This window comes from Nostoc sp. DedSLP04 (assembly GCF_034530775.1).
Lineage (GTDB): Bacteria > Cyanobacteriota > Cyanobacteriia > Cyanobacteriales > Nostocaceae > Nostoc.
Map to the genome: position 1 here is coordinate 86,101 of NZ_JAVRCL010000003.1, position 16,511 is coordinate 102,611.

Sequence of the window (16,511 nt, forward strand, 5' to 3'; positions counted from 1 at the left end):
GATGAAAATTAAAGCAATAGACAGGCTTGGATATCTTCGAGATCAAGATCGGGAAAATCCTCTAAAATCTCAGAAACACTGACATTCTCAGCCAGCATTTCTAAAATATCACTCACACGAATCCTCATGCCTCGAATACAAGGACGACCACCACACTGACCAGGAGTTTGAGTAATGCGAGTCAACAAATCAACCCTTGAGTTCATGCAAGTATTTTAATATCGGGTACTTTTATTTAACTCTAATTCTGCGATCGCAATTATCCCAGCCTAGCATCTCAGTGTAGCAATAGGGCGATCGGAATTATCCTAAGTTCACATAACAGCACCTAAGTTGGACAGTTTTGGGTTAGTTGTAGCTTCAGATAATCAATGAAATCCAGAATTTCTGTATCAGTGAGTTGTAAACGCGATCGTTTACCATATTTTTGCTGTAAATATTCCCTTCCCTGCTCTGGAGTCCAATTTAACTGGGCTAAATATGTGTCACTTTGAGCTATCAAAACTGCATGAATTTCTGATGACGTTGTATTAGCAGATATTTGGATTTCATCTTGATGTAAATTTTGAATACAATTAATTTTTAAACTTACTTTTTGTCCTAAAGCTTGCCAGTCAATTTCCCTGTGTCCATTCCAGCTAACACCTATAGAACGATAAGTGACTGGATTATAAATTGCACAAAATACAATTGTTCTCTCTCCAGGACTAACTGCGATCGTCAATGGATGATGCAATTGTTCAGAAGTCAACGCATCAAGTGAAAGCAACAAACTTTTAGAAAAGTAAGATTCACTTCCTGAGCGAATAACATAAGGTTTGTCTGCCAGAATATGCAAATCAGTTTTTTCTGCTTCTCCATGTGAAGTTTCGACTTTTTTATTAACTTCTATCCCTGTTATCACCCCAGTCAAGGCTCTCTCATAAATTGGGATTTGTCTTGTATCATCGGATAGCATATACCAGCAGTGATCCGATTCTTTGCTAACAAAAACATATTGAGGTTTTGGGACTGCTCCAAATCCTAATTTAACTTCCATATTTTTGATGAAGGTTTTGGTAAATATATTTATTGAGCAATCAATTATGACGATTTGTACCGTCAAGCTATTAGTTGCTTTACAGATATAATTCCCTACCCAGGAAGCTAATTAACATTAAGGCAGCAAAAAATACAAAATTTGGTGAATCTATAACAAAGTTTCGGGATCGACGACACCTAACGCATTTAATCTTTCAATTAACATTTTCACCTGCTGTTCTGCTTCCACTCGTCGCTGTTCTTCAAAAGCTGTACGTTCTTCGGCTTCCCTGATGCGTTCTTCTGGTGTCAGCAATCTTTGCCCTTCTTCGTCATACCAGTAGAGCCACTCTCGTACTATACCTTGATAAATTCCTCGTTCTCGTCCAATTCCTAAACCAATTTCTGGTAGCCAAACGGGATTTCCTGACATTAAGATATATTCCCCATCGACTAAGCGATACACTTCCAAAGGCGACTTTTTCCGCCGCAGGGGACTATACACAACGTAGTACAAAATTCCTAAATTTTTGGCATAAAATTCTTTCTTGATGCTATATTCTTCTCGATATATTTGAGAAACAACTTCTAGCGCTAAAATTGGCAGTTGCTTTTCTTCCCACAGCACATAACTTAGGCGTAAATCTTCATCAACGAAGCGTTTAACTCCTAAGCTGAGAAACCCATCAGGGACAATAGCTGGTTTGTCAGGGTGATAATAAATACCCATATCAACACCAAAGAACCAATCCCAGCGATCGCACCAAACTAAAGCCAGGATCGTTTTCAGCAAGCCGGGAATTAAATTTTGGAGTTCATTATCCACAGCAGTATCATCTGAGTCGGGTAATTCTTCGGAAGATGGCAAACAATGGAGTGGATTGTAGTTTAACATGAGCCGTTTTGCCAAATCTGATTCTAGGTAGATTGTACGTAATCTATTGATGTGTAATGTGCGATCGCAGCACAATAAAGAAAAACCATTTTTAGCGTAGACATCACCTGATGTTGCTTTTCTCAGTAGCAAAATACTTATAAGTGTAAAATCTTTACATCAAACTCGTGGTTTTTCGGTACTGATTCTCAGAGTGTCTAACTGACAATAGCAAAAAAGGGCGGAACTTTGTTCAACTAGAACATTCCAGAAGTCGCAGAGTATGCAATTTCATGGTGAATTTGGTAGCTGGGCTGATTACCTATATCTACCAGGAGAAAAAGTCTTCTCTCAACCTTGACTCAGAAAACGTGGCGTAGTTGGAAATTAGCTAATTTTCAGCCCAATTTTTGAGTTGTACCCAAGTATCAAATATGTCACCACAGATCCATTCACGAGTTTTAATCAAAAACTTCCTAACGGTTTTTTTGCCATTATCAGCGTTAGTTGGGGTTGTTATTGGGACTATCTATTATCAACAGGTACAAATCGAGCAAGTTATGCTCAAAACAAATGAACTCCGTAAGGTAGATTTACAAACTAAAGTCATCAGTGGAGACTTTCACTCGGTTGTTTCAGATTTGATGGTTATCTCTAAACAAAACGAGCTAGAAAGAATTTTAGACGGAGTGGATGGGCAACGACAGGCACTTTCTCAAGAATTCTTATTATTTTCTGGATATAAAAAACTCTACGACCAAATTCGCTTTTTGGATCGATCGGGTAAAGAAATTGTCAGAGTCAACTTTAACCAGGGTGAACCAGCGATTGTCCCCGAAGAAAAATTGCAAGTTCAAGCCAAGCGCTACTGGTTTAATGACACTTTGCGGCTAAACCAAGGACAAGTATTTGTTTCTCCCCTTGACCTGAATATCGAACGAGGTCAGGTTGAACAACCCTTGAAGCCAATGATTCGCTTTGGCACTCCCGTTTTCGATCGCCGTGGGCAGAAACGAGGCATTGTGGTGTTAAATTATTTCGGCGCAAAACTGCTGGACAATTTTAATCGAGCTTTCACTAGCGCCTCTAGCCAGGGAATGCTACTGAATGCCGATGGCTACTGGTTAAAAGGAGCGAAGCCTGAAGATGAATGGGGATTTATGTTTCCCGATCGCAAAAACCGCACTTTTGGCACAGCTTTTCCTCAAGCATGGCAGCAGATTTCTCAACAAGAATCGGGACAATTCCAAACTGCTGAGGGAATGTTCACTTTTACCACAGTTTACCCACTTGTCGAAGGGCAAAAATCTAGTACGGGAGCAGGACAAGCTTTTGCGCCAAGCCAAAATCAAATCGATCCTAAATCCTATCACTGGAAAATTGTCTCGCGGGTATCGCCAGAGACGTTGACGACCAAATCAAACCGATTTTTGAGTCAATTGCTACTGCTATATGCTGGATTAGTAGGATTAATTGGCATTGGTTCTTGGCTACTAGCAAGAGCTAGTGTCAATCGTAATATTGTCCAGCTAGAGTTAAGGCAATCTGAAGTTGAATTGCGAAAGCTAGTTGAACGAGAAAAAATTCTTAAAACTCGTCTATCTAGTCAAATTCGCAACTCGCTGGATCTAAATACGATTTTGAGTACAGTAGTAGTTGAAGTTCGGGAACTGCTCCAAATCGATCGATGCCAATTTTTTTGGTGTCATCAAGAAGATGAATCTACTAGCTTGGAACTGAGTCAGCAAGCTTGCGCTCCCGATTTAACAGAACCTTTAGGCTGTTCTCCTATCCAGAATGTGGAAGTGCTGAGTGAAGCTGTTATGCAAGGGAATTTGCTTTGCTTTGATAACATTGCGACAGATTCATGGCTTGATTTCAAGAGTCGGAATTTACTTGTGACATTGGGCTTTAAGTCTCTACTAACAGTTTCAGTTCAAACTCAGTCGGGTCACTTGGGTGTGATTGTCTGCGAACATAGTAGAGAGCTTCGCCCCTGGAGTGATGATGAGGTGGAAATTATTCGAGGCGTGGCTGACCAGTTAGCGATCGCTATTGACCAAGCCCAATTATATAATCAAAGCCGCGCTGCTACTGCTGCTGCTACTATTCAGGCAGAACAACTCAACCAAGTACTACACAATCTCAAACAGACTCAAGCTCAACTGATTCAGACCGAAAAAATGTCGAGTTTAGGTCAATTAGTGGCGGGTGTCGCTCATGAAATCAATAACCCAGTTAACTTTATCTACGGTAATTTGACCCATGTAAGTGAATATACACTGGGCTTATTGGAACTGGTAGAACTTTATCAACAGTCTAATGCTCATTCAACACCTGAAGTACAAGCTCATATAGAAGCGATCGACCTTGACTTTATGGTTGAGGATCTACCTAAAATACTAATTTCAATGAAAATGGGAGCTAATCGCATTCGTGAAATAGTTCTTTCCTTGCGGAATTTTTCTCGACTTGACGAAGCAGATATGAAGCCTGTCAACATTCACGAAGGTATTGATAGCACACTACTGATTTTACAAAATCGCTTCAAACAAACGTCTGGAAATCCCGGAATTGAAATAGTCAAGGAATATGGTGATATTCCCTTAGTAGAATGCTATGCCGGACAATTAAATCAGGTGTTTATGAATCTGATTGGTAATGCCATTGATGCCCTGGATAGTTATAACAGTAAGCGAACTCTGGAGGATATAGAAACTAAACCCAGCCAAATTGTAATTCGTACTCAGTTACGCAACTTAGATCGGATAGCTGTAAAAATTGCAGATAATGGCCCTGGCATGACCGAAGCAGTTAAGCAACGATTATTTGACCCTTTCTTTACTACAAAAGCCGCAGGTAAAGGCACCGGATTAGGATTAGCAATTAGCGCTCAGATAGTCACAGAAAAACACAACGGAGCTATTTGGTGTATTTCCGAACCTGGACAGGGAGCAGAATTTTGGGTTGAGATTCCGATTAAGCAAAGTTCTAAACTAGCGACTGCAAGTACTGCTAGTCTATCCATAATTTGAAAAATGACATGACTAATATTAGCGATGTCTACGACGGGTTGCGCCTACGCGGTGATTTTGATAGCCCTTGGAAAGAAATTATAGAAGCTTATTTTCCCCAAGCAATGCATTTCTTTTTTCCAGAAACTTCTGCATTAATTGATTGGGAACGTCCCTATGAATTTTTAGATAAAGAATTTCAACAAATAGCTCGTGAAGCTGAACAGGGTAAGAGATATGCCGATCAATTAGTCAAAGTTTGGCAAACCCAAGGGGAAGAACTATGGTTATTAATCCATGTGGAAATTCAGGGACAAAAAGAAGATAACTTTGCCAAGCGGATGTTTACCTACAACTTTCGCATATTTGACCGCTTCGATCGGCCAGCAATAAGCCTTGCTATTCTTTGCGATCCAAACCGCGAATGGCGACCAAGCAATTACAGCTACAATTATCCCAATACTAGCTTAATTTTTGAATTTGGCAGTATTAAACTTTTAGATTATGAAAATCGCTTTCACGAGTTAGAAAATAGCGATAATCCATTTGCAACTGTCGTCATGGCGCATTTGAAAACACAACAGACGCGCTCATCACCCGAACAACGCAAAATATGGAAATTTAGCTTAATTCGCAGACTATATGATTTGGGGTTAGGAGAGCAGGATATTCGCAATCTGTATCGATTTATCGATTGGGTTATGATATTACCAAAGGCATTGGAAAATCAGTTTTGGGAAGAGTTTAAACAATTTGAGCAAGAGCGGACTATGAGATACATAACTACAGGTGAGCGCATCGGCTACGAGCGCGGAAAACAAGAAGGTGAACAACAGCTTATTTTAAGGTTAGTACAAAGACGAGTGGGAGAATTATCACCACAATTACAAGAGCGCATCAAATCTCTTTCTTTAAATCAATTAGAAACCCTTGGCGAAGCTTTGTTGGATTTTACTGCTATGGAAGATTTGCTTAACTGGTTGCAAACAAATCAATCAGCTTAAAATCTATTTTTATGAGAGTTGTAAAAAATACATTTCATTATTTAGCAATACAAAGTTTTTTTAACTCAGTTCGATGGGTTATTTTTTATTTTACTGAATCGAACATTTCGAGTTAGTAACAAAAAGGGCAGGTACAAAACCCGCCCTAAAAGTAATCAATATTTAAACTAAACTAGCGATCGCAACTTAATTACCAATTTGAGGCGCACTCAAAGAAACCTTTAGTGCGTCGTCTTTTTGCTGTGCTAATGTCGGCACGGAATCACGCAATCTTGCGGTCAGTTGTACAGTTGTAGCGTCATACATCTGAGTCAGCAATTTTGGATAGAAACCAATACCAATAATTGGAATTAACAAACAAGCAATGATAAAAACTTCGCGGGGTTCGGCATCTATCAAAGCTTGGTGAGAAACTAATTCCTCGTTCTCTTTACCGTAGAAAATTTCTCGCAACATCGACAGCAGATAAATCGGAGTTAAAATTACTCCCACTGCCATCAAGAACACCACGATAACTTTGAAGGTAGAGCTATAAGCATCGCTAGTAGCAAAGCCGACAAATACCATTAATTCTGCCACGAAACCGCTCATTCCTGGCAGTGCCAAAGAAGCCATTGAACAGGTAGTGAACATGGCGAAAATCTTCGGCATTCTCTTGGCAACACCGCCCATTTCATCCAACATTAGGGTGTGAGTGCGATCGTAAGTTGCGCCAACCAAAAAGAACAAACTCGCCCCAATTAAGCCGTGGGAAACCATTTGTAATACTGCCCCACTCAATCCCAAATCGGTAAAGGAGGCGATACCAATCATCACAAAGCCCATGTGAGAAATTGAGGAGTAGGCAATTTTTCGCTTCAGGTTGCGCTGGGCAAAGGATGTCAAGGCAGCGTAGATGATATTAACTACCCCCAAAACCACCAACACTGGTGCAAAAAGAGCGTGGGCATCGGGGAGCATTTGGGCATTCATCCGAATTAAGGCGTAACCGCCCATTTTCAAAAGAATACCTGCCAATAACATGTGTACGGGGGCTGTAGCTTCACCGTGGGCATCAGGTAGCCAGGTGTGCAAAGGAATAATCGGCAACTTGACGGCGTAGGCAATCAGGAAGCCAGCATAGACGGCAAGTTGGAAATTGAGGGCGAAGTCTTTTAAACCGAGCGATCGCATGTCAAACGTCACCGTATCGCCGTAAAATCCCATTGTCAGGGCAGACAGCAAAATAAACAGCGAACCGCCTGCGGTGTATAAAATAAATTTAGTCGCTGCATACTGTCGTCTTTTGCCTCCCCAAATCGACAGCAGAAAGTATATCGGTACTAGTTCCAGTTCCCACACCAGGAAAAATAACAGCATATCCTGGACGGCGAACACGGCAATTTGACCGCCATACATCGCCAAAATCAAGAAGTAAAATAGCTTCGGCTTGAAGGTGACAGGCCAAGCTGCTAAAATCGCCAGCGTGGTAATGAATCCAGTCAAAATAATTAGGGGCATAGATAAGCCATCTGCCCCTACTGACCAATTCAAATCTAGTTGGGGTACCCAGGGGTAACTCTCGACCAACTGCAAATCTGGATTGGAGAAATCATACCCAGTATAAAAAGCATAAACAATTAGTGCAAAATCTATCAGCCCTACGATGAGGGAGTACCAGCGCACTGTTTTGCCTTCTTTATCCGGGATGATGGGAATCAGTAGTGAAGCGGCTATAGGCAACAGAATAATCGTCGTCAGCCACGGAAAATTAGCTGTATTCATCACAATTCGTCTGCTATCAAAATCATGTTTGGCAAAAAGTCACTAGTTATTAAGTAACAGCTTTTTGGGGATTTCGTCTTCCTCGTTAGGTTGATTTAATTAAATTAGCAATCCCCTATTTTTCCTCTTGGGAGTCTTTTTTGACATTTGCGGGTGCGGGGTGTGTGTTGTGATACTCCCAGTCAAGTCAAAAATTTACCCTAAAAAAGTTGGTAAAATTATAGTTTAGGGGTGCGATGTCTACGACAAGCCGCTTTGCGTCTACGCGTAATCCAACCCATCGTTAAAAATACACGATGCTGTTTGGTGGTTGTTGAAAAAAGCGATTTTGTGCAAAAAAAGCATAGCACGAGGAATAACCATAATGATAATCGCACAAATTGAAAGCCATTTTCCCGGCTTGAGAGCTTTGGGACTACAGTAAGCGATTTGATTGAGTTTTTTTTAGTAAAATAGACAGGGAAACTTGATAAAGGAAATTCGATTATGTCATCTCCAACGATCGCTACTGTAATTAAGATGATGGAATCTTTATCTGAAGATGTGCAAGAAAGAGTTGCAGAACATCTCCGAGAGTACCTAGAAGATTTGTAAGATGAATTGAAATGGAATAAATCATTTAAGAAAACTCAACAACAACTGATTGCATCTGCCCAATCTGCTAAAAGAGAGATTGCAGAAGGACTCGCAAAACCAAGCTAAAGCAGAAACGCCAATAATAACACTAAGCTGCATATCTAATAATCTCTAATTCTGCTCCATTATTAATAGCTGACTCTGCTTTTTCTAAAACCTGTTCTGTAACTGCATCACTTAAATAATATTCACCGCAGTTATCACAAATTTCTGCTGGAACTTTTTTTAAAACAATAATACATTCATCTCTTTCTAATGTCACAGTTACTAAACCAGGTTTAGTTTCTCCATGCTGACAAATTACGCATCTCATCATCTTTGTCTCCTAGTTGTAAAACCATCTAACCAAATATTAGCATCAGGAATATAAGCTGTTACTACATATCCTGTCTCTGTAGCTTCATCGTAGGAAAATACAACATGAATTGGTTTACCTTCTATAAAATCCAATATTAGATAACTGGGGTAGGGTATATCATCAGGATTTTCTTCTATCACTTCTCCATAAAAAATGACATTTTTTACTTCTTTTTGACTGATGCGACGATAAAACATTTGTTGGATAGCATGACGGGAGAAAACTAAATTTTGACAATACATGAATTATTTTTTAAAATTATAATTATTGAGAAATTTATTATTTTGCTAAATTTCGGCTTCTATTAATTGGTAGGGTAGGTTACGCTCTAGCTAACCCATCATGAGTATTGATAATTAATGGTGGGTTACGGCGCAAAAAGATTATTCTATTTTACCTCTTTATCGCGATCGCCAAATTCAAATTGACATTGAACCCATTATTGATCAGTTACAGGCTAGAAATTTTATTGGTGATCAAATCTCTGGGATAGACTTGACCGTTTTTAAAGTTCGAGCAAAAAATAGTGATATCCCGACAGGCAAAAGTGGTGGATATCGCGTGATCTATCAAGTTGTCTCACCTAAATGTATCTTATCTTCTACTCCGAGAGTACCTGGAAGATTTGCAAGATGAAGCTCTAATAAGTTATACAAGTACTGTTGTTTAAGATGTAACATTTAAATGTCACTTCAATTTCCTGATTCATGGCGCTTTAAATCTTCACCAGATTCAGTTATTCCTAATACAGCGATTGATGAATTTGAGACACTTATTGGCATAATAGTAGCTCAGGGAAATCGCTGGGAGTTACTGGAGTATTTTAAAGAGTGTTTTGCCCATGCAGTAGGCTCTACGAGTGTCTGGAGTAATTCAGAGAGTTGGGCAAGCACAGATTTACGGTCATCTTTGGAAAAGGCGGCTAAAAACTCACCCCTGTTTCTGGAGGCGTTCTACGAGGCGTGTGAGAATCTTCGGGATAAATATGCAATCCCTGACATTGAACGTATCAACTGTATTTGTCTTGAACATAAGATTGCTTATCAAATCCATCCACCAAAACTTGTGAAGCTATCCGAAGGTGAAGAAGCTATCCCTGTGGCCGAATCGCCATCAACCTTTACTGAGTCTGCAAAGCAACTCATTACTAAGTCTCTAAGCCGTTCTGAACAACTACTGATTGAAAATCGGTCTAGAGAAGCAGTTCAAGAACTGCTTTGGATTCTAGAATCAATTACAACTGCTTTTAGAGGTGAGCAATTACCATCTGGCACAATAATAAAAGGGACATACTTTAACCTAATTGTGAAGGAACTCCACAATGCAAATGAAGGGACAGCAATCAAGTATATATTAAAATCTTTAAAAAGTTTACATGGTTATCATTCGTCACCAACTGGTGGTGGTGGTCGGCATGGACTTGATCTAAAAGAGGGCAAACCAATCACTCTTTCTGAAAGTCGCTTATTCTGTAATCTTATTCGTTCTTACATTTCTTTCTTTCTTACCGAGTATGAAATACTCATAAATAATGATGTGTCGGACAATTTATAACAATGTGTTGCAGCGAACTTCAGCGACAATCGATTATTCAACTAACAGACATCAGAAAAACTTTGTATTTATTTGATATTTGAACCTTTCCTTGCTCACTTAAGCATTTAATAGCATTGTAGTTTCCAAACCGCGTATGTCCTTCTAAAAGCTGGTATGGGCAATTTAATTCTGCATAACTTGGTATATTAATCATATTTTCAGTTTCTAATACAATTATTGGAACTCGCCAAGTTCCAAACTCCCTCCAATAATCTTTATCCTCATCAGTGCATGATAGATGCTCAAAATTTGATATATGACTTTTGCGGTCTACATAATCCTTAAAGCCTGAAAATATCTGCACTTTAGAAAACTCTTTTTCAGACCAATAAACAAGGTTAAAAGTCACTTGATGGTAATTAATCCAGCCATAGTTATTTACCATATCCAAGTCATAGATATGCTCAAATTGCCACTGAATAAGTACGTCTATAGGAATATTGTTAAATATTGATATTATCCTTTGTGAATATTCTAGAGGTGTTTCATTAGATGGGTCAAGTCGATAATTAAAGTTGAGTTTTGGCTTGAGTTGTTTCCATGTATTATGACTTCGTTCCCAAACTTCATCATCTGGTATATAGTGCCGCCTGATTCTGATCTCTTCTTCTGTCATAAATAATTAAATGTTCTGAACGATTTTATTCTTTGAAGATTATTAAACATCTTGAAAAAATCAGAGCGGAACTAGCAAAGCTAAACTTTTATAGGTTGTATTAAAAAATTTTGGTCATCTTTTGAAACTCAACTCTCAATTTCTCCGCGTGCCTCTGCGTGAAATAAAAAAGATTTAGTTTACTTACCTGAAAATGGTTGTATCACAGAATTCAATAAATAATGTAGGGGCGGACAGCCGCCCACCCCGATTAAAATTAGGTAACACCAAAGACAATCACTAAACCCAAAACCGCCCCAAACACAATCAAGGCATAGAATTGAGCGCGACCGTTTTCTAGGTACTTCAGACCTTCACCACTGACAAGGGTGAAAAAGCCTGTGAGGTTAACAGCACCATCTACAACGCGGAAGTCAACTTCCATAACTTGTCTAGCTACGCGACGCAAGCCGAGGACAAAAACCCGATGGTAAATGTCATCAAAGTACCACTTGTTGAGGGATAACTCATAAAGTGGTTGGATTTTAGCAGCGATCGCAGCCGGGTCAATTTTACGGCTCAAATACATCAGCGAAGCCAGGGTAATCGCAATCAAAGAAATTCCGACTGAGGCACCCGCCATGATGTAGAATTCCGTCGGATTAAACTCGGAAGCCTTTTCTATAACTTCGGAGAGAGTTTCGCTAGGAGGAAAGATAAACTCTTCAAAATAATTGGCGTAGGGAGTTCCCACCAAACCAATCAAAATCGAAGGCACAGCCAACAGTGCCAACGGCAGCGTCATTGTCCACGGCGATTCGTGGGGAGAGTCGCTGTGATGCCCGTGGGAGTCATGGGAATCATGATGCTGACTAGTTGCCGCCAATTCTCCTTTCTTCATTGCCCCAGGCCCAAAATTCGGGACAGGTTCTTCTGACTCTAATTCCAGGACAATTGTCGCCGCAGCTTTCTTGAGTTTTTCCTTGATTTTCTCGTCAGTACCCCGGAATTTGCCTTCAAATGTCGAGAAATACATTCTAAACATATAGAAAGCTGTAATCCCGGCAGTTAGCCAGCCGATAAACCAGAGAAATGGGTTAGCCTCAAAAGCCTTCCCTAAAATTTCATCTTTTGACCAGAAACCAGCAAAGGGTGGAATACCAGAAATTGCCAAGCAACCAATTAAGAAAGTCGTTGCTGTGACAGGCATATACTTCCGCAGTCCACCCATCAAGCGCATATCTTGCGCTAAGGCGGGGTCGTGTCCAACGACACCTTCCATACCGTGAATTACTGAACCTGAACCCAAGAACAGCATCGCCTTGAAATAGGCGTGGGTCATCAGGTGGAATAGTCCAGCACTGTAGGAACCTATTCCCATTGCCATCACCATGTAACCGAGTTGGGAAATGGTGGAATAAGCCAAGCCCTTTTTGATGTCGTTTTGGGTAATGGCAATGGTTGCCCCCAAAAACGCCGTAAACGCCCCAGTAAAGGCAATGACATTCATTGCGGCTGGAACGTCTTCAAATACTGGGTACATCCGGGCAATCAGGAAAACACCAGCCGCCACCATTGTTGCCGCGTGAATCAAGGCAGAAATGGGGGTGGGGCCTTCCATCGCATCTGGTAGCCAGACGTGGAGGGGAAATTGGGCTGATTTTGCAACTGGGCCTAAGAAAACTAAAATCGCAAACAGGACAGCGAGAAAATTGCTGATAGAACCTGATTCGACAAGTTGGGCGAGGCGATCGCCCATGATATTAAAATCAAAGCTTCCTGTTGCCCAGAACAGCCCCAAAATACCGAGTAATAGACCAAAGTCGCCCACGCGGTTCGTTACAAACGCTTTTTGTGCGGCATCTGCTGCTGACTTGCGATCGAACCAAAAGCCGACCAGCAAATAAGAACACATCCCGACCAGTTCCCAGAATATATAAATCTGTACTAGGTTGGGGCTGACCACCAGACCTAACATTGAAGAGCCAAACAAACTGAGATAGGCGTAAAACCGCACGTAACCGGGATCGTGAGCCATGTAGCCATCGGTGTAAACCATGACTAACAACGCTACGGTTGTTACAATCACCAGCATTAGGGCTGTCAGGTGGTCAATAGTGTAGCCCATGCTCAGGTGGAAATTACCTGCCGCCGCCCACTCAAAGGTGCGAATATAAGACGGGTGTCCTTGAATTTGACTCCATAACAAGGCAAGCGACAGCCCCATAGCTGCTCCCATCATGGAGATAATCACCACAGCGTTAAGCTGGCGGAGGCGGTTTGTCACCTGATTCAACGAGATTAACCCTAGACCGACCAGCATTGCCCCAAGAAGAGGGAACACCGGAATCAGCCAGGCATACTGATAGATTACTTCCATCACTGACGCCTACTTTTAAAATTCTTGATTAGCGTGTCGAAACTGTTAATAATTGTGACTACACCCTTTAGGATAAAATAACCCACCCAAGACTGATTGGGTGGGGTATTAAGCATGGTTTTAGATTTGGTCATTGGTCATTGGTCATTAGTCATTAGTCATTAGTCATTGGTCATTGGTCATTAGCCCTATGCCCTATGCCCTATGCCCTATGCCCTATGCCCTATGCCCTATGCCCCATACCCAATATCCATCAGGCCGATCGGCATTCTAAGTCCACTGTTTTTGAACTTTTGTAGATTTTGGGGTAATTGCTGTAGCTGGCTTTAATCTCTTCTAAAGCTAGACGTAAATCTTCTTTGCCGCGAAAGCATTCCAAGCGATGGCGAATAGTGCCATTTTCAATCAATAGTAAAGTGGGTAGTGATTTTAGCCTATAGGTAGTAGACAATTTAAAATTTTGATCGGCGTTAACCCCAACTAATTTAATTTCATCGCCGCACTGGGACTGAAATTGCAACAACAGCGGGTGGATAACTCGACACAAGCCACACCAAGGTGCTTCAAAGTTAACTAAAACAGGAATAGGAGATTCTAAAACTTCTTGAGTAAATGTCCGCTCACTAACCGACAACACCATGACGCCTCTTGGATTATAAGGTTTTTATATCAAACTAGCTATCAGTACTGAATTGAGTAGTGCTGAGTTCCGAGTTCTGCTTGCTGAGTAGAAGTCCATGACAAAAAGTTAGGGGATTGAATGAGGAACTCGTTTCTTTTTTTTTAGAGTAAAGCGGGGATTGGGATTACTTGCAAGCAATGAATACTAAGTTGCTTGCTTTTACTCAGAACTCAGGACTCAGCACTGCTTCAGTGGAGGATTGGCAAGTCACTAACTGCCGATCGATGCTTTCAGTACAGAAATTTCAGGACACAGAATCATTGGCAAAAATTGAGCGCGTTAATGTGTCTCTGACAGAAAAGCGACCTTAGAAGTCGCGTTGGCTTTTTTGGATGTTAAACTCCTGATTGCCGTGACCGCCTGGGGATTTGATTGAATCTGCCACTTTCTTTCAAAGAAAGGCAACTGACCAACGACTACCAATAATAAAATCTCAAGCTGACTGAACGCACCCCCACTGTTAGATATTTGAATTTATCCTACATTGATTTGGAGCAATTGATCAGCTTGATCGGGTGAAATTTCCATCTCTTTCTGATTTTATGCTGACACTGGGGATCGTCTAAAGTTACCATCCTATACTACTCGTTGCTTCCAATAACAGAGGGTGTGACCACCAAAGCAAAGCTATAAAAATGGCAACTCCCAAATATGCAGGGCGGAGAAATTCCTGCCATTTGAGAGATTGACGCCCGTCGATAATTGCTTTAAAGGGAATAATTGAAGTCCGCTGTTTGGCAATTTCAAAAGCTTCTCCATAACGATCGCTCAGGCGGCGATCCCCGTGCCAAACCCCAAACACGTGATGCAATATCAATCCAATGGAAGTCACAAGGGTAAAAGTAGTACCCAGCCAGAGAGTGTGGGCAACACACCAAATTATTTGTCCTACCATCTGGGGATGACGGGTAATCCGAATAATTCCTGTTTCGTAGAGATGAACTTGGGGCTTTTGAATAGCAGCAATTTCTAGTAGATTGAAGGTAGCAGGATATAAAAACAAAAACGAGATTGCTGATAGCAGCCAAACAAATTCTCGCACTCCTGGCACCCCTTGTACCTGCCAAATTTGCAAACCATCATAACGGTGCCCAAAAAAGTAAATAATTAATATCACAGCCAACGGTAGGCTGACTAATGCAAAGAGAATGCGATAAAACCTTGGGCCAATATATTTTTCTGCCCAAGGGCGTAAAGCAGCGCCTCCACTGTGAGCGATCGCAAAAACTATTTGTAACCCCAGTATGACAAAATGACTGGGTGTCAACCAAGAAATCAGCAGCATATACACAGGTGAAGTAATTTAAAGAAAACTGAATTCAGTACAACCAATACCACAAAGTATTCAAAAGGGGACTTTAGTCAAGATGTTGTGCTACTGTCTTTTTCGAGTCAATCCTTCAAGTTTAATATGCAACAAATCATGTCCAACTGATTGCTGCCAAACCGGATTTATTACGTGCATCTGCTCCTTTAAAAGTTTGTGGGTTGAGCCTTATGTCTGACCTTCCTTTCACTTTAGATCAGTTACGTATCCTGAAAGCGATCGCCCAAGAAGGAAGCTTCAAGCGTGCCGCTGATAGTCTTTACGTCTCCCAGCCTGCCGTTAGTTTACAAGTCCAAAATCTCGAACGGCAACTCGATGTCCCCTTATTCGATCGTGGAGGACGACGTGCCCAATTAACCGAAGCTGGGCATCTACTCTTAAATTACGGTGAAAAAATCCTCAGTCTCTGTCAGGAAACCTGCCGCGCGATCGAGGATTTACAAAATCTCCAAGGTGGTACTTTAATTGTCGGTGCTTCTCAAACCACTGGCACTTATCTTTTGCCCAGAATGATCGGTATGTTTCGACAAAAATATCCAGATGTGGCAGTGCAATTACACGTCCACTCAACTAGGCGAACTGCTTGGAGTGTCGCTAACGGACAAGTCGATCTGGCAATTATCGGTGGTGAAATTCCTGGTGAACTGTCAGAATCTTTAGAAGTGATTCCTTACGCTGAGGATGAACTAGCGCTAATTTTACCTGTCTTTCATCCTTTTACCAAACTTGAAAAAATCCAGAAAGAAGACCTATATAAATTACAATTTATTGCTTTAGATTCCCAATCAACTATCCGCAAAGTAATTGACCAAGTGCTAGCACGCTGTGAAATCGATACCAGACGTTTTAAAGTTGAAATGGAATTGAATTCCATTGAAGCGATTAAAAATGCTGTGCAATCTGGTCTAGGGGCTGCCTTTGTTTCAACTAGTGCGATCGCTAAAGAGTTACAAATGGGCGTTTTGCATCGTACTCCCATTGAAGGCGTTGTCGTCAAACGGACGCTGTGGCTGATTTGTAATCCCAATCGCTATAGATCAAAGGCCGCAGAAGCCTTTAGTCAAGAAATTTTGCCCCAGTTTGCTAACCCAGGATGGAATCAAGATGTGTTAAAATTAACACAAAAAAGTCTAGTGTTAACTACATTGGAGGTAGCAACACCCACCTCATTAGGTGAAGACTAAAATCTAGTAATTAGTCCTTTGTCATTTGTCCTTTGTCCTTTGTTCTTTGTAAATACGAATGACCTTTCGGGTGACGC

At 41.0% G+C, this 16,511-nt stretch carries 16 protein-coding genes and 1 pseudogene; 6 read left to right on the plus strand and 11 right to left on the minus strand.

Translation table 11 applies throughout. The features are described 5' to 3' along the window. Positions 1 to 8: 8 nt before the first annotated feature. The 3 genes from RMX89_RS02625 to RMX89_RS02635 form a co-directional block, all read right to left on the minus strand. Positions 9 to 206 carry a DUF433 domain-containing protein gene (locus RMX89_RS02625; RefSeq protein WP_322687814.1) on the minus strand — a complete coding sequence of 66 codons (198 nt, stop codon included), beginning with the start codon at positions 204 to 206 and terminating at the stop codon, positions 9 to 11. Positions 207 to 328: 122 nt separating this feature from the next. Continuing rightward, positions 329 to 1,039, minus strand: a complete 711-nt coding sequence (locus tag RMX89_RS02630) for a hypothetical protein (protein ID WP_322687815.1) — start codon at positions 1,037 to 1,039, stop codon at positions 329 to 331. A gap of 150 nt (positions 1,040 to 1,189) precedes the next feature. Then, positions 1,190 to 1,915 carry a Uma2 family endonuclease gene (locus tag RMX89_RS02635; protein ID WP_322687920.1) on the minus strand — a complete coding sequence of 242 codons (726 nt, stop codon included), beginning with the start codon at positions 1,913 to 1,915 and terminating at the stop codon, positions 1,190 to 1,192. Positions 1,916 to 2,328: 413 nt separating this feature from the next. Here RMX89_RS02635 and RMX89_RS02640 point away from each other — a divergent pair, with 413 nt between their 5' ends. Further along, positions 2,329 to 4,929 carry an ATP-binding protein gene (locus RMX89_RS02640; protein WP_322687816.1) on the plus strand — a complete coding sequence of 867 codons (2,601 nt, stop codon included), beginning with the start codon at positions 2,329 to 2,331 and terminating at the stop codon, positions 4,927 to 4,929. Between the two features lie 8 nt (positions 4,930 to 4,937). After that, positions 4,938 to 5,912: a DUF4351 domain-containing protein gene (locus RMX89_RS02645; protein WP_322687817.1), complete on the plus strand. Its 975-nt coding sequence runs from the start codon at positions 4,938 to 4,940 to the stop codon at positions 5,910 to 5,912. Between the two features lie 186 nt (positions 5,913 to 6,098). On the opposite strand, the gene RMX89_RS02650 is transcribed toward RMX89_RS02645, so the two are convergent. Further along, positions 6,099 to 7,676 carry an NAD(P)H-quinone oxidoreductase subunit 4 gene (locus tag RMX89_RS02650; RefSeq protein WP_322687818.1) on the minus strand — a complete coding sequence of 526 codons (1,578 nt, stop codon included), beginning with the start codon at positions 7,674 to 7,676 and terminating at the stop codon, positions 6,099 to 6,101. Between the two features lie 486 nt (positions 7,677 to 8,162). Here RMX89_RS02650 and RMX89_RS02655 point away from each other — a divergent pair. Continuing rightward, positions 8,163 to 8,378, plus strand: a pseudogene (locus RMX89_RS02655) (hypothetical protein). Positions 8,379 to 8,400: 22 nt separating this feature from the next. Here the strand turns inward: RMX89_RS02655 and RMX89_RS02660 are convergent. Together RMX89_RS02660 and RMX89_RS02665 are read right to left on the minus strand one after the other, a co-directional pair. Then, positions 8,401 to 8,628, minus strand: coding sequence for a type II toxin-antitoxin system MqsA family antitoxin (locus tag RMX89_RS02660; protein ID WP_322687819.1), 228 nt, complete (start codon positions 8,626 to 8,628; stop codon positions 8,401 to 8,403). Next, entirely contained in the window at positions 8,625 to 8,912 is a 288-nt protein-coding gene (locus RMX89_RS02665) for a DUF4258 domain-containing protein (RefSeq protein WP_322687820.1), read from the minus strand. Before RMX89_RS02665 ends, RMX89_RS02660 begins: the two co-directional genes overlap by 4 nt. Positions 8,913 to 9,354: 442 nt before the next feature. On the opposite strand from RMX89_RS02665, the gene RMX89_RS02670 reads away from it, so the two are divergent. Then, positions 9,355 to 10,224 carry a hypothetical protein gene (locus RMX89_RS02670; RefSeq protein WP_322687821.1) on the plus strand — a complete coding sequence of 290 codons (870 nt, stop codon included), beginning with the start codon at positions 9,355 to 9,357 and terminating at the stop codon, positions 10,222 to 10,224. 37 nt (positions 10,225 to 10,261) lie between these two features. On the opposite strand, the gene RMX89_RS02675 is transcribed toward RMX89_RS02670, so the two are convergent. The 4 genes from RMX89_RS02675 to RMX89_RS02690 form a co-directional block, all read right to left on the minus strand. Then, the gene (locus tag RMX89_RS02675) at positions 10,262 to 10,882 is read right to left on the minus strand and encodes a hypothetical protein (RefSeq protein ID WP_322687822.1); all 621 of its coding nucleotides are present in this window, start codon (positions 10,880 to 10,882) and stop codon (positions 10,262 to 10,264) included. Between the two features lie 256 nt (positions 10,883 to 11,138). Then, positions 11,139 to 13,241, minus strand: a complete 2,103-nt coding sequence (locus tag RMX89_RS02680) for an NAD(P)H-quinone oxidoreductase subunit 5 (RefSeq protein ID WP_322687823.1) — start codon at positions 13,239 to 13,241, stop codon at positions 11,139 to 11,141. Beyond that, positions 13,241 to 13,375, minus strand: a complete 135-nt coding sequence (locus RMX89_RS02685; protein ID WP_322687824.1) for a hypothetical protein — start codon at positions 13,373 to 13,375, stop codon at positions 13,241 to 13,243. The genes RMX89_RS02680 and RMX89_RS02685 overlap by 1 nt, the downstream gene beginning before the upstream one ends. 119 nt (positions 13,376 to 13,494) lie before the next feature. Next, positions 13,495 to 13,881, minus strand: a complete 387-nt coding sequence (locus tag RMX89_RS02690; protein WP_322670715.1) for a thioredoxin family protein — start codon at positions 13,879 to 13,881, stop codon at positions 13,495 to 13,497. A 179-nt stretch (positions 13,882 to 14,060) separates the two neighbouring features. On the opposite strand from RMX89_RS02690, the gene RMX89_RS02695 reads away from it, so the two are divergent. Continuing rightward, positions 14,061 to 14,234 carry a hypothetical protein gene (locus RMX89_RS02695; protein WP_322685314.1) on the plus strand — a complete coding sequence of 58 codons (174 nt, stop codon included), beginning with the start codon at positions 14,061 to 14,063 and terminating at the stop codon, positions 14,232 to 14,234. A gap of 257 nt (positions 14,235 to 14,491) precedes the next feature. Here the strand turns inward: RMX89_RS02695 and RMX89_RS02700 are convergent, their stop codons facing one another. Beyond that, positions 14,492 to 15,208 (minus strand): NnrU family protein, encoded by a 717-nt coding sequence (locus tag RMX89_RS02700; RefSeq protein WP_322687825.1) that lies wholly within the window; start codon positions 15,206 to 15,208, stop codon positions 14,492 to 14,494. A 212-nt stretch (positions 15,209 to 15,420) separates the two neighbouring features. On the opposite strand from RMX89_RS02700, the gene RMX89_RS02705 reads away from it, so the two are divergent. Then, positions 15,421 to 16,434: a LysR family transcriptional regulator gene (locus RMX89_RS02705; protein ID WP_322670717.1), complete on the plus strand. Its 1,014-nt coding sequence runs from the start codon at positions 15,421 to 15,423 to the stop codon at positions 16,432 to 16,434. Positions 16,435 to 16,511: the final 77 nt, after the last annotated feature.